The sequence below is a fragment of the Bacteroides sp. NSJ-48 genome, from assembly GCF_014287405.1.
GTDB lineage: Bacteria > Bacteroidota > Bacteroidia > Bacteroidales > Bacteroidaceae > Bacteroides > Bacteroides stercoris.
In genome coordinates, this window is the sequence record NZ_JACOOD010000010.1 from 12574 (window position 1) to 26111 (window position 13538).

Consider the following 13538-nt stretch of genomic DNA (forward strand, 5'->3'; position numbering starts at 1 on the left):
ACATGAAGAAAATAAAAACATATGCAACCGGACTGTTCCTGATATTGGCAGGGCTGCTGAGCTCCTGCATAGAGAACAATGTACCCTATCCTATTATAAAGCTCGACATTACCGCGCTCGAAGTAGAGGGGGAAACCACAGGAGCGGTTATCAGTACGGAGAACCGTACAGTGACAGTGACCCTTGCCGATACCGTAAATATGAAGAAAGTATATATCAGGAAAGTGGAAATGACGGAAGGTGCAAGAAGCATCTTACGCCCGGACACGACTTTCGACCTGACCAATCCTCAAACGGTTATCCTGTCCCTCTATCAGGATTACCCGTGGAAAATCATAGCCAAACAGCCGATTGACCGCCGTTTTGTTGTAGAAGGCCAAATCGGTGAGGCTGTTTTCTATGTAAACGAAAAAGAGAGAAGAGCCATTGCCTATGTAAGCAAAGAGCAGGATTTGTCCAAGATTAAAATCAAAGAACTAAAGTTAGGACCTACCGGCTCCACCATACACGGATACGACGGCAACTCCACGGTAATGAACTTTACAGGCGGACAACCGCAAATCGTAATCGTCACTTACCGGGATATACTGGAAGACTGGACACTCAATGTGTTCGAAACAGATGCTGTCAAGATAACATCGGCAGACGGTTGGGTCAATGTAGCCTGGCTATATGGAGAAGGGCTTGAAAGCGAAGACAACGGCTTCGAAATACGTGAGGCAACCTCTGAAGAGTGGCAGAAAGTGGATGCTTCCTATATGATAACGACCGGTGGCAGTTTCTCGGCCCGTATTCCTCACCTGAAAGCATCGACCGCCTATGTCTGTCGTGCATATTCGGGAACTTCCATAAGTACGGAAAAGACCTTCACCACTACAGCGGCAATAGAATTGCCCAATGCTTCTTTCGATTATTGGAGCATGGATGGCAAAGTGGCAAATCCCTGGGAAGAAAATAGTACGCCATTTTGGGATACCGGCAATATAGGCGTTACCACAGCCAGTCAGAGCAATTCCACCCCCACCGATGACACCGCTACCGGAAGCGGCAAAGCAGCCAGGCTGGAATCGAAGAACGTAATCGTGAAATTTGCCGCCGGCAACCTGTTTACGGGAAAATTCATCAAGGTGGACGGTACAAACGGTATTTTGAACTTCGGCCAGCCATTTACAGGCCGCCCGACAAAATTGAAAGGATACTACAAATATACCACCGCACCTATTACAGACTTGCCAGCCGAAGGCAGTCAGGACTATACGCGTTTCCAAAATTACAAGGGAAAGCCCGATACATGTGCCATATACATCGCTTTGGGCGATTGGACGGAACCGATAGAGATACGCACCCGCCCTACCAACAGAAAGCTGTTTGACAAAAACGACGAACATATCATCGCCTATGCCGAAATGTACAGCGGAACAACGGTAACGGAATACAAAAAGTTTGAATTGAATCTGGACTACCGTGCTACTAACCGTGTACCGACCTACATTGTCATCGTATGCTCGGCAAGTAAATATGGCGACTACTTCGTAGGGGGCAGAGGAAGCACACTTTACGTAGATGAGTTTAGTTTGGATTATGACTATTGAAAAGAATAAGAAGATATGAGAAACGCAATGCGATACATATTCATACTCTGCCTGTTTCTTGGGTTTGCAAGCTGCCAGGAAGACGTTTTGCAACCCTCGTACAAAGGCAAAGGACGGCTCGTGCTGAAAGATGTGGATATTTCGGCAGAAGCCTCAGCAGAGACAGTCACCCGTGCCACAAGCACTTTTACCGCACCGACAGCATCTGAACTGACATACAAAGTAACCGATACGCAAACCGGAGAAGTGGTGTACAACCAAACAGGAGAGTTCACGTCTTTAGTATTGGATGAAGGCTTTTACAGGTTAGAAGCATCTTATGGAACGGAAAACATGGGAACCGCCCCTTATTTATATGCCGCAACAGAGGAATTCCGTATTACAACAGCCACGGAAACAGCAAAGAGCCTTTCCGTAAAGCTATCCTGCGCAATCGTCCATCCTGCAATAGCCGATAATTTGCTTGAGCACTACGACACCTACAAAATCGAGATTTCCGATGGGACAAGCATACGAGAAATCCCTAATAATGCTGACTTTTTTGTACCGGCAGGCAAGGATTATACATTAACATTATCCGGTACGAATACTTTAAATGAAGCAAAATCGAACTCTTGGGAACTAAAAGACGTGCTTGTCGCTAATCGCTATACACTGAATTGCAATCCCGATTTGCCTTCTTTTACACTACCGGAGCAAATGGAAGGAGATGTATGGAGTACATTTATATATATTACTCCTATGACGGCAGCGAATATGAGCTCCAAACCGGAAATGACGGAAAAAGTATTGGCCAATATCGTGTACGAAGCTTCAGCGGACGGAATTAACTGGATACAAGCTATAAATGATAATGGAAAGACTGTTATAAAGGGGCTCGTTGCCAACAACCAATATACCATCCGTTCCCGCTTTGGAAGCATCATCTGTACTAATTCACAGCAAGTAACAATGGAAAGTGCAGAACAATTGGAGAATGGCAATTTTGAATCAGTCTGGAATAAAAAAGAGATAAATGGAGGTAACGGCAGTTGGAGCCGTCCATTATATTGTTATTACCTTCCAGGTTGGAACACGAGAAATGAAAGAACGACCAAAGGTGGGGAAAGTGCCACAGGCTGGGGAACAGGAGTCGGTTATGGAGTCTGGTGGCGCTGGTGTTCCGGTACTGTTCCAACAGCAGACAGCAGTAAAGACGCAAATGCTGTAGAAATTTCAACATTGGCATTCTACAACAAAAAAGTCAGTGGCATTTGGAGCAGAGATGAAGTATATACTTATACCCGGGATAACGGAACAGCATATGCAGGTTACCTTTTCACAGGCACATTCAATAAAAACACCGATACATACACATTAGGCATACAGCATGAAAGCCGTCCTACAAGCATATCGTTCGACTACAAATATTCCCCTGTCATCAATGACAAGTGCCTGGCTTATGCCAAAGTATATAATGCGGATAAAAAAGAAATTGCAAGTACCATTGAATTCAACTCATCCGAACAAGAGGAGTATACCGCACAGACTCTCAAATTTGAATATAATAAAGAGCATATGCAAAGCAAGGCCAAATATATTACTGTCTTTTTTCAATCCGGTTACGATACCACTATCTCCAATATGCATAGAGAAAACGGTGATTACGGTAGTTCTCCCTTTGGAGAAGACCGTGTCGTGGGCAGTGTTCTCAAAATAGACAATGTTGTCTTAAACTATGATTACGAATAATTAAACCCCAATTATAACAATGAAGAAACTTTTAGCTTTAGCAGGAATTGCGCTGATTGCGGCAGCCTGCACCAATAATGATGAACCGGTACAAGAATGCGGCCAGATTAATCTCACTCTGGAAAACTCCACTGCTCCTGAAATCGAAGTAAGCACCCGCACGGTAACAGACCTTACGGAAACGGATGCGAAGGACTACAACATACAAGTCCTCCAAAACGGCAATGTAAAATTAGAGTCAACCAACTTTCTGACCTTTAAGAATACCACCTTCATCTTCCCCATAGGAAGCGGCTACACAGTTACGGCTGAAAGCTGCACGGAAGAGGTTGGACAATCCGCTAATGACGGAGTGGGACAAATACGTTACTTCGGAACAAGCGCCCCTTTTGAAGTCAAGACCAATGAGATAAGCAACGTCAAAGTAACCTGCACTATGGCCAATGCCAAAGTAAGTATTGCCTATGACGAAGTCTTTGCACAGGTCTTCAATGGTTATACCGTTGAGGTTTCTACAGAAGCGGAACCTTCACGGATCATCACTTTCGACAGTAACGGCAAATGCAACAGTACATACGATGCAGCGTTTTTTAACATCGACAGTAAAAATCCTAATCTGAAATGCACCGTTTCCGGTACATATAAAGGCAATGTACGTACAGCAACGCAAACCATTCAGCTTGAAGCGGCAAAATGGTATAAACTGAATATAAAAACCAGCGCCAGCGGTAGAATTGACATGGGAATTTCGGTTGACGACACCGTAGAAGAAAAGCCTCAAGATGTAGAAGTAAATCCCTACTTATAAAACGCGGGATATATCCATTTTGCGTTTTCAGCAACACCATCATCTGTTTGAAATATCAGAGTGATGACGTAAAAGACATCCTCCAACTATTCCACCCTGACAGCATAATGTGTTCTTAGGGTGGCACAGTTGTGCCGTCCAATAGGCACAGTTGTGCCACAGGCATGGCACAAATATAAATACGCTTATAACTTTCTCAGCGTCAAGACTACCACCTCACTTGGTGCAAACAACCGCAGATTCTTACTGGAAGTTCCGATACCATTTGTTATGATGACAGGTTGCTTCTCGGAATTGGTCTTTATCCCTTTCAGAAAACGTTGCCCGTAACGAGAAGGAACTACAGGAGCATACAGCCCAAACAGCGTTACCTGTCCGCCATGCGTATGTCCTGCAAGCACAAGATCGGCATTGGTTATGGGAACATCTTCGGCATAATCGGGAGTATGCGTCAGCAATATGACGAAGTCATCGGGAGAGAGGGAAAGCGTAGGCGACTGCCCGTTCCGTTCAAGATTGAAAGGATTGCGCACCCCGGCTATCACAATCCGCTCACCATTCCGTTTCAAAGTATCCGCTTTATGCTCCAGCAAACGGATACCCTGACGCTCCATTTCCTTTAGAATATCATCGTAACAAGCCTCATAATCATTGTTTCCAAGAACGGCATAAGTGCCCAAAGGCGCTTTCACAGCTCCCAATGCCGCAATCACAGCCGGAACATACTCGCAGCCCTCATGCAGGTCGCCACCTATCAGCAAGGCATCGACCTGCAAATCATTCAACAGTCGGGTGATGTCCTTCAGCCCTTTCTCTTTCAGCAAACTACGGTAGTGCAAATCCGAAACAAAAGCCAGCCGGCAACCGTCGAATGCGGCAGGAACATCACGGTGTGCAAACTCATACTGCCTGACGCGCTTCACATTCTTATATCCGGATGCCGGAAATCCGGATATCCGGACAGAATACTCACCGGGAAGAGGAGAGGTAAAATTACGCGCAGACCGGCATGATGAAAAGAACAGCAATACCGGAAAAGAAAAAAACAGCAGTCTCCCGAACCCTCTATAAAACAGCGCTTGAGCCATAGATTTATCTTTATTGTTTGGTACAACGAATAATTTTACCCGAATAGCAGTGCAAAGATAACAAATCCTTTAACTATCTTTGTAGTATAACTTTCTAAAAGTACGACATGAAAGCAATAGCTACCAACTCGTTCCACGCATGGATACTTGCCGCCCGTCCCAAGACACTGACGGGAGCCGTTATTCCCGTATTGACAGGTTCCGCCCTGGCATTTGCCGATGAAACATTCAACATCATACCGGCGCTGCTATGTGCGCTGTTTGCCTGCGGCATGCAGATTGCCGCCAATTTCATCAACGACCTTTACGATTACCTGAAAGGTAGTGACCGTGCAGACCGCCTCGGCCCCGAACGCGCCTGCGCACAAGGCTGGATTACTCCCACAGCCATGAAACGAGGGATAGCAGGCATGCTCATATTCTCCTGCCTCATAGGTTGCACACTCTTGCAGCAGTGCTGGGGACAATTGCCTCACGGCGGTTGGGAACTGATACTGCTGGGGTTGCTCTGCGTAATATTCGCTTTCCTATACACCACCCTACTCTCCTACAAAGGCTGGGGTGACTTGCTCGTACTGGTTTTCTTCGGCTTTATCCCCGTAGGCGGAACTTATTACGTACAAGCCCACGTCATTACGGCCGACGTATGGGTAGCCTCGTTCATCTGTGGCCTGGTAATAGACACCTTGCTGGTCGTAAACAACTACCGCGACCGGGAACAGGACGCCCTCAGCGGCAAACGTACGCTGATTGTCCGTTTCGGCGAACCTTTCGGCCGTTACCTGTATCTGGGATTAGGTGTGGCAGCTGCCTTGCTCAGCCTATGGTTTGTTTATACCGGCAAAATAGAGCCGCTTGCCTTTATCTGGGCTCCCTGCGTCTACCTCTGTCTGCATGTACTGACCTGGCGCAGAATGGTAGCCATACGAAGCGGTAAAAAACTAAACAGCATATTAGGTGAAACTTCACGTAATATGCTGTTCTTCGGCTTGTTGCTAAGCCTTGCCTTTATTCTGTAACGGTTATTTCTTTCCGTACATTCTTTCGTAGTACTTCTGATAATCGCCGCTGGTAACTTCTTCCACCCAGTCCTGATTATTCAGATACCATTCGATGGTCTTAACGATACCCACTTCAAATTTTGTTTCGGGATACCAGCCTAAGGCATCCGTTATCTTGGTGGGGTCGATGGCATAACGCTGGTCATGACCGAGGCGGTCCTTCACGAACGTTATCAAATCCTCGTTTATCCAACTGATGTCAATCTGTCCGCCGGCATCTTTCACTTGCTTTTTCAGGACTGCACGGTATTTCGGTTCCTCTTCCATGAGACGGCGGATAGTAGCGATAGTCAGTTTTACAATTTCCAGATTGGTCTTTTCGTTATGGCCGCCTACGTTATAAACCTCACCTTCCACGCCTTTGCGCACCACAAGGTCGATGGCCTTGCAGTGGTCTTCCACGTACAGCCAGTCGCGTACATTGCTGCCGTCACCGTACACCGGCAGGTTCTTGCCTTCAAGGATATTCTTTATAATCAGCGGAATCAGTTTTTCCGGGAAGTGATACGGGCCGTAGTTATTGGAACAGCGGGTAATGGTGACAGGCATTTTGTAGGTATCGTGATAGGCCATCACCACCATATCGGCACTAGTCTTAGAGGCGCTGTACGGGCTATGCGGACACAGCGGGGTCTTCTCCGTGAAAAAGCCTTCCGCTCCCAGCGAACCGTAAACCTCGTCCGTAGATACCTGATGATAGCGCACTCCGTTACGCCAGGTAGGATAGCCTGACTCGTCCTTACCCGTCACCCATGCACGACGGGCGGCATCCAGCAGATTCTGAGTACCCAGAATGTTGGTCATAAGGAACAGTTGCGGGTTCTCGATACTGCGGTCTACATGGCTTTCGGCTGCGAAGTTCACCACATAATCGAATTTATATTTGGCAAACAGTTCATCGGCAAGGATACGGTCGCAGATGTCGCCTTTCACGAAGAAGCAACGTTCATCATCAATGTCCTTGGCAATAGTACCTAAATTGCCCGCATAGGTCAGGGCATCCAATATTACAACTTTTATATCGTCGTGCTTTGCCAGAATATACTTTATATAATTAGCTCCGATAAAACCGGCAGCACCGGTTACAAGATAAGTCTTCATAAATTAAAAATTGAGAATTAAAAATTAAGAAATAGAGAAGTCACATGTTTCTTGTCAGCGGTACGAGTCTGCAAGTTCCATCAGATATTTGCCGTACTCGGTTTTTCCGAGCTGTTCGCCGAGACGATGGAGCTGGTCTACATCTATCCAGCCTTTGCGCCATGCTATCTCCTCGATACAGCTCACACGGAACCCCTGACGGTTCTGTATGGTGGCAACGAAATTGCTTGCTTCGAGCAGGCTGTCGCAATTACCCGTATCCAACCAGGCGAATCCACGTCCGAAGAGTTCCACTTTCAGCGTTCCTTCTTCCAGATAAAGACGGTTGAGGTCGGTTATTTCATATTCACCGCGGGCAGAAGGCTTCAAGGCGGCGGCCTTTTCCGTCACAGTAGAATCGTAGAAGTACAAACCGGGAACCGCATAATTGCTCTTGGGCTGTGCCGGTTTCTCTTCCAGAGAGATGGCCTTGCCGTCGGCATCGAACTCTACCACGCCGTATGCACGCGGGTCTTTTACATAATAGCCGAAGATACATGCACCCTTCTCGATAGAAGCGGCACGCTTCAACATGGCGGAAAAGCCCTGACCATAGAACATATTATCGCCCAAGATAAGGCATCCCGGCTCACCGTTCAGAAATTCCGCTCCAAGCACGAAAGCCTGTGCCAGTCCGTTGGGCTTTTCCTGTATCTTATAAGAAAAAGACATACCAAGCTCCTCGCCTGTTCCTAACAAATCGCGAAACATGGGTAAGTCGCGTGGAGTGGAGATAATCAGCACTTCACGTATTCCCGCCAGCATCAATGTGGAAAGGGGATAGTAAATCATGGGTTTGTCGTAGACCGGCATAATCTGCTTGGAGATAGCCTTTGACAATGGATAGAGACGAGTGGCGCTGCCACCTGCAAGAATAATTCCTTTCATATTTCAGTTCTTTATTGGATTGACTTCAAATGTAGAATAAAATAAGAAGGAGGACAATGCCCCACGGCTCTCGTTGCTATTCAGGGCACAAAGTTCTGAAAAAGTTCTGACATGACAAAATAATAAAGTCAAAATCAGCCTGCAAGCTCTATGACTTCAAGGTCTTTGAACACGCCGTTGTCCACAACGAAACGCACCATGGTACGCACTTTATGAAAGCCGTAAATGCCCGCTGCGCCAGGGTTTATATGAAGCATGCTCAGTGTCTTGTCGAACTTCACCTTCAATATATGCGAATGACCGCTGATGAACAGTTTGGGCGGATGCACCAGAATGCTTCCCTGTATGGACGGATCGTATTTGCCGGGATAGCCGCCGATATGTTTCATCATCACCTCGGCGCCATCTACCGTAAAACGGAGCACCTGCGGATAGAGCCGGCGCAGATCCTGCCCGTCTATGTTGCCGTACACCGCACGGAACGGACGGAAAGCCGCCAGCTTCTGTGCCACTTCCAATGTACCGATGTCACCTGCATGCCATATTTCATCGCACGGCTCGAAGTACTGCAAATACTTCTCATCCCAATACCCGTGCGTATCCGACAGTAAACCAACTTTTGTCATTTTTCATTTGTTTATGTGTGCAAAGGTAGCTATATTTGGAAAATAAACCTAATCTTATTTATGGAGAGCAGATATTTCAAGCGCGACATCAGTTGGCTGTCATTCAACTACCGGGTATTGCTGGAAGCGGAAGACGATACACTGCCGCTGTACGAGCGCATCAACTTTATATCCATATACTCGTCCAACCTGGAAGAGTTCTACAAAATACGTGTGGCCGACCATAAGGCCATTGCCACCGGCGCCGCACACAGCGATGAAGAGAGTGTGCAGTCCGCCATGCAACTGGTGTCCGAAATCAACGAAGAGGTGAACCGCCAACTGGAAGAGCGTATCCGCATCTACGAACAGAAAATACTGCCCGCCCTACGGCAACAGCACATCATCTTCTACCAGAGCCGCAACGTAGAGCCTTTTCATAAAGAATTCCTGCGGAGCTTCTTCCGGGAAGAAATCTTTCCGTATCTCTCTCCCGTACCCGTCAGCAAGGACAAGGTAATATCGTTCCTGCGCGACAACCGCCTGTACCTTGCCATACGACTGTATCCGAAAGGAGACAAGGGCACAGAGGGACAAGCAAACAAAGGAAGAACTCCCCAATACTTCGTGATGAAGCTGCCCTACAGCAAAGTGCCCCGCTTCATCGAGCTGCCCAAGCACGGGAAGAACTACTACCTGATGTTCATCGAGGACATCATCAAAGCCAATATCGACACGATATTCCCCGGCTACGATGTGGACAGCAGCTACTGCATCAAGATTTCGCGGGATGCGGACATACTGATAGACGAGTCCGCCAACACATCCGAAATTATAGAGCAGGTGAAAAGCAAAGTGAAAAAACGCAAGATAGGAGCCGTCTGCCGTTTTGTATACGACCGCGCCATGCCCGACGATTTTCTGGACTTCCTTGTAGATGCCTTCCGCATCAACCGCCAGGAACTGGTTCCGGGCGACAAACACCTCAATATGGAAGACCTGCGGCATCTGCCCAATCCGAACAATGCCGTGCGCCCCATCCGCAAGCCTCAGCCCATGAAGCTGACCTGCCTGGACGAGCGGGAGTCCATCTTCCGGTATGTGGAGAAAAAAGACCTGCTGTTGCACTACCCGTACCACTCTTTCGAGCACTTCATCCATTTCCTGTACGAAGCCGTACACGAACCCACCGTGCGCGAAATCATGGTAACCCAATACCGCGTTGCGGAAAACTCCGCAGTTATCAACACCCTGATAGCCGCCGCGCAGAACGGTAAGAAAGTAACCGTTTTCGTAGAGCTGAAAGCCCGTTTCGACGAGGAGAACAACCTTGCCACCGCCGAGATGATGAAAGCCGCCGGTATCAATATCCTGTTCAGCCTGCCCGGACTGAAGGTACATGCCAAAGTAGCCCTTGTGCTGCGCCGCGACAGACAAGGCCACAAACTGCCCAGCTATGCCTACATCAGCACCGGAAACTTCAACGAAAAGACCGCCACGCTCTATGCCGACTCCGGTCTGTTCACCTGCAACCCCATACTCGTAAACGACCTGCACAACCTGTTCCGCACTTTTCAGGGCAAGGAAAATCCCGTGTTCCACCGCCTGCTGGTGGCACGCTTCAACCTGATTCCCGAACTGAACCGCCTCATCGACCATGAAATAGAACTGGCGAAAAGCGGAAAACAAGGAAGGATTATACTCAAAATGAACGCCCTGCAAGACCCCGCCATGATAGACCGCCTGTACGAAGCCTCGCAGGCCGGAGTCAGGATAGACCTTATCGTACGGGGTATCTGCTGCCTCATTCCCGGACGGAAGTACAGCCGTAACATCCGTGTAACACGTATTGTGGATACATTTCTGGAACATGCCCGCGTGTGGTACTTCGGCAACGGCGGGAAGCCGAAACTTTTCCTCGGTTCGCCGGACTGGATGCGCCGGAACCTGTATCGCCGCATAGAGGCTGTAACCCCAATTCTGGACCCGGATTTGAAACGGGAACTGTCGGACATGCTTTCCATCCAGCTCTCGGACAAGCGCAAAGCCTGCTTTGTGGACGACCACCTGCGTAACCGCTGGAAATCAGCCCGTCCGCAAAAGGAGAAAGTACGGGCGCAATATACTTTCTACGAATACCTGAAAAGCGGAGAACTGAGAGTGGAAAGCTGAGAGAGAAGTTTGTAACATTTCTGTAACATATATGACATTTCCCTGCAACACGAAACACGTTCCTTTGCAACCGGAAATAAAATACATGTTATGGAAACTATCTACTTATGCATTGTCATCTTTCTGTTCGTCCTCGCGGTCTTCGACCTCGTCGTGGGTGTCAGTAATGATGCGGTTAACTTTCTACAATCTGCTGTCGGAGCCAAAGCAGCATCTTTCAAGACGATACTGTTTATAGCAGGTATCGGTGTATTCATCGGCGCTGCCCTCTCCAACGGCATGATGGACATCGCCCGTCACGGTATCTACCAGCCGGAGCATTTTTATTTTGCGGAAATCATGTGTATCCTGTTGGCAGTGATGCTGACAGACGTGGTACTGCTGGATGTATTCAACACCATGGGAATGCCGACATCCACCACCGTATCCATGGTCTTTGAGCTGCTGGGCGGAACCTTTGCCCTCGCCCTCATCAAAGTGTACGGCAGCGATACGCTCGGGTTGGGCGATCTTATCAACACAGACAAGGCATTGTCCGTTATCATGGCGATATTCGTATCCGTAGCCATCGCCTTCTTCTTCGGTATGCTGGTGCAATGGCTGGCACGTATCGTCTTCACCTTCAACTACACCAAAAAGATGAAGTACAGCATCGGTATCTTCGGCGGTATCGCAGCTACTTCCATCATCTACTTCATGCTGATAAAAGGTTTGAAGGACAGCTCTTTCATGACTCCCGAAAACAAGCACTGGATACAGGAGAACACTGCTATGCTCATCGGCTGCTTCTTCGTGTTCTTCACCATATTGATGCAGGTGCTGCACTGGTGCAAGGTAAACGTATTCAAGATAGTGGTGCTTCTGGGTACCTTCGCCCTCGCCCTCGCCTTTGCCGGCAACGACTTGGTGAACTTCATAGGTGTGCCCCTTGCCGGTTACTCCTCTTTCATCGACTATACGACCAACGGCACTGCCGCAGGTCCCGACGGCTTCCTGATGACCTCACTGCTCGGCCCTGCCAAAACGCCGTGGTACTTCCTTATCGGTGCGGGCGCCATCATGGTATATGCACTGTGCACATCCAAGAAAGCACACAATGTAATCAAGACTTCCGTCGACCTCTCCCGCCAGGACGAAGGTGAAGAGAGCTTCGGCAGCACTCCCATAGCACGTACACTGGTACGTTTCAGTATGACGATAGCCAACGGACTTTCCAAAGTGATGCCCGAAAGCGGCAAACGCTGGATTGAGACCCGTTTCCAAAAGGACGAAGCCATCATTGCCGACGGTGCGGCGTTCGACTTGGTACGTGCTTCTATCAATCTGGTACTTGCCGGCCTGCTGATTGCCCTGGGTACCTCACTGAAACTCCCGCTCTCCACCACTTACGTTACTTTCATGGTGGCTATGGGTACTTCCCTTGCCGACCGCGCCTGGGGACGTGACTCCGCCGTATTCCGTATCACCGGCGTACTGAGCGTTATCGGTGGCTGGTTCATCACTGCCGGAGCGGCGTTTACCATCTGTTTCTTCGTTACCTTCGTAATTCATTTCGGCGGTACAATCGCTATCATCGCCCTTATCGGTCTGGCAGTATTCATGCTGATACGCAGCCAAATAATGTACAAGAAGCGCAAAGAGAAGGAAAAAGGAAACGCTACCATCAAGCAACTGATGCAGAGCACAGACAACATGGAAATTCTGGAATTGCTGCGCAAGCACACCCGTGAGGAATTAGGTAAAATACTGGAATTTACGGAAGATAACTTCGAACGCACCGTCACCGCTTTCCTGCACGAAAACCTGCGCGGACTGCGCCGGGCAATGGGTTCCGTGAAGTTCGAGAAACAACTGATTAAACAAATGAAACGTACCGGTACGCTTGCCATGTGCCGCCTGGACAACAATACGGTGCTCGAAAAAGGACTTTACTACTACCAGGGCAATGACTTTGCCAGCGAACTGGTATATAGTGTGGGACGTCTTTGCGAACCGTGTCTGGAGCATATCGACAATAACTTCAAACCGCTCGACACCATCCAGAAAGGTGAGTTTGCCGATGTAACGGAAGACATCGTTTACCTGTTGCAGGTGTGCCGCCACAAGCTGGAGAACAACAACTACAATAACTTCGAGGAAGATATACACAAAGCCAACGACCTGAACGGCCAGCTCGCTCACCTGAAACGCGAAGAGTTACAGCGCATTCAAAGCCAGTCCGGCAGCATTAAGGTAAGCATGGTGTATCTGACGATGATACAGGAAGCACAGAATATTGTGACCTACTCCATCAACCTGATGAAGGTGAGCCGAAAATTCCAGGCGGAAGAGTAAGGACATTCCTTTATCAACCGAAAGTCAAGCGATATACATTTTGCTAAGAGGTTGTCAAAACTAAAATGAGCCTCTGAAAAGTTACAGATTGTAATTATAACCTTTAAAAGGGTCGTATC

The 13538-nt window shown here is 48.2% G+C and carries 10 protein-coding genes; 6 read left to right on the plus strand and 4 right to left on the minus strand.

The window, feature by feature from the left end; translation table 11 throughout:
- Nucleotides 1-2: 2 nt before the first annotated feature.
- From H8S52_RS06535 to H8S52_RS06545, 3 genes are read left to right on the plus strand one after another with little or no spacing between them, the layout of a single operon-like run.
- Nucleotides 3-1592: a PCMD domain-containing protein gene (locus tag H8S52_RS06535; RefSeq protein WP_117955630.1), complete on the plus strand. Its 1590-nt coding sequence runs from the start codon at nucleotides 3-5 to the stop codon at nucleotides 1590-1592.
- A 15-nt stretch (nucleotides 1593-1607) separates the two neighbouring features.
- On the plus strand, nucleotides 1608-3323 hold the full coding sequence (locus H8S52_RS06540; RefSeq protein ID WP_186909506.1) for a DUF4493 domain-containing protein: 1716 nt from the start codon (nucleotides 1608-1610) through the stop codon (nucleotides 3321-3323).
- Nucleotides 3324-3342: 19 nt separating this feature from the next.
- Nucleotides 3343-4131: a DUF4493 domain-containing protein gene (locus H8S52_RS06545; protein ID WP_117902746.1), complete on the plus strand. Its 789-nt coding sequence runs from the start codon at nucleotides 3343-3345 to the stop codon at nucleotides 4129-4131.
- Nucleotides 4132-4316: 185 nt separating this feature from the next.
- On the opposite strand, the gene H8S52_RS06550 is transcribed toward H8S52_RS06545, so the two are convergent.
- Nucleotides 4317-5219 (minus strand): metallophosphoesterase, encoded by a 903-nt coding sequence (locus H8S52_RS06550; RefSeq protein WP_117906858.1) that lies wholly within the window; start codon nucleotides 5217-5219, stop codon nucleotides 4317-4319.
- Nucleotides 5220-5326: 107 nt separating this feature from the next.
- Between H8S52_RS06550 and menA the strand changes: the two genes are divergently transcribed.
- Complete coding sequence (menA, locus tag H8S52_RS06555) at nucleotides 5327-6238, plus strand: 1,4-dihydroxy-2-naphthoate octaprenyltransferase (protein WP_186909507.1); 912 nt, start codon at nucleotides 5327-5329, stop codon at nucleotides 6236-6238.
- 3 nt (nucleotides 6239-6241) lie between these two features.
- On the opposite strand, the gene rfbB is transcribed toward menA, so the two are convergent.
- The 3 genes from rfbB to H8S52_RS06570 form a co-directional block, all read right to left on the minus strand.
- On the minus strand, nucleotides 6242-7381 hold the full coding sequence (gene rfbB / locus H8S52_RS06560) for a dTDP-glucose 4,6-dehydratase (protein ID WP_186909508.1): 1140 nt from the start codon (nucleotides 7379-7381) through the stop codon (nucleotides 6242-6244).
- A gap of 54 nt (nucleotides 7382-7435) precedes the next feature.
- The gene (gene rfbA / locus H8S52_RS06565; protein ID WP_005657113.1) at nucleotides 7436-8308 is read right to left on the minus strand and encodes a glucose-1-phosphate thymidylyltransferase RfbA; all 873 of its coding nucleotides are present in this window, start codon (nucleotides 8306-8308) and stop codon (nucleotides 7436-7438) included.
- A gap of 134 nt (nucleotides 8309-8442) precedes the next feature.
- Nucleotides 8443-8934 carry a metallophosphoesterase gene (locus tag H8S52_RS06570; protein ID WP_186909509.1) on the minus strand — a complete coding sequence of 164 codons (492 nt, stop codon included), beginning with the start codon at nucleotides 8932-8934 and terminating at the stop codon, nucleotides 8443-8445.
- A gap of 60 nt (nucleotides 8935-8994) precedes the next feature.
- Here H8S52_RS06570 and H8S52_RS06575 point away from each other — a divergent pair, with 60 nt between their 5' ends.
- Together H8S52_RS06575 and H8S52_RS06580 are read left to right on the plus strand one after the other, a co-directional pair.
- Nucleotides 8995-11085: an RNA degradosome polyphosphate kinase gene (locus H8S52_RS06575; RefSeq protein WP_005657118.1), complete on the plus strand. Its 2091-nt coding sequence runs from the start codon at nucleotides 8995-8997 to the stop codon at nucleotides 11083-11085.
- A gap of 90 nt (nucleotides 11086-11175) precedes the next feature.
- On the plus strand, nucleotides 11176-13419 hold the full coding sequence (locus H8S52_RS06580) for an inorganic phosphate transporter (RefSeq protein WP_117906855.1): 2244 nt from the start codon (nucleotides 11176-11178) through the stop codon (nucleotides 13417-13419).
- Nucleotides 13420-13538: the final 119 nt, after the last annotated feature.

Bases quoted from the DNA above. Each gene is read 5' to 3' on its own strand.
- H8S52_RS06535 (WP_117955630.1), top strand. From the start codon at position 3: ATGAAGAAAATAAAAACATATGCAACCGGACTGTTCCTGATATTGGCA.
- H8S52_RS06540 (WP_186909506.1), top strand. From the start codon at position 1,608: ATGAGAAACGCAATGCGATACATATTCATACTCTGCCTGTTTCTTGGG.
- H8S52_RS06545 (WP_117902746.1), top strand. From the start codon at position 3,343: ATGAAGAAACTTTTAGCTTTAGCAGGAATTGCGCTGATTGCGGCAGCC.
- H8S52_RS06550 (WP_117906858.1), bottom strand. From the start codon at position 5,219: ATGGCTCAAGCGCTGTTTTATAGAGGGTTCGGGAGACTGCTGTTTTTT.
- menA (WP_186909507.1), top strand. From the start codon at position 5,327: ATGAAAGCAATAGCTACCAACTCGTTCCACGCATGGATACTTGCCGCC.
- rfbB (WP_186909508.1), bottom strand. From the start codon at position 7,381: ATGAAGACTTATCTTGTAACCGGTGCTGCCGGTTTTATCGGAGCTAAT.
- rfbA (WP_005657113.1), bottom strand. From the start codon at position 8,308: ATGAAAGGAATTATTCTTGCAGGTGGCAGCGCCACTCGTCTCTATCCA.
- H8S52_RS06570 (WP_186909509.1), bottom strand. From the start codon at position 8,934: ATGACAAAAGTTGGTTTACTGTCGGATACGCACGGGTATTGGGATGAG.
- H8S52_RS06575 (WP_005657118.1), top strand. From the start codon at position 8,995: ATGGAGAGCAGATATTTCAAGCGCGACATCAGTTGGCTGTCATTCAAC.
- H8S52_RS06580 (WP_117906855.1), top strand. From the start codon at position 11,176: ATGGAAACTATCTACTTATGCATTGTCATCTTTCTGTTCGTCCTCGCG.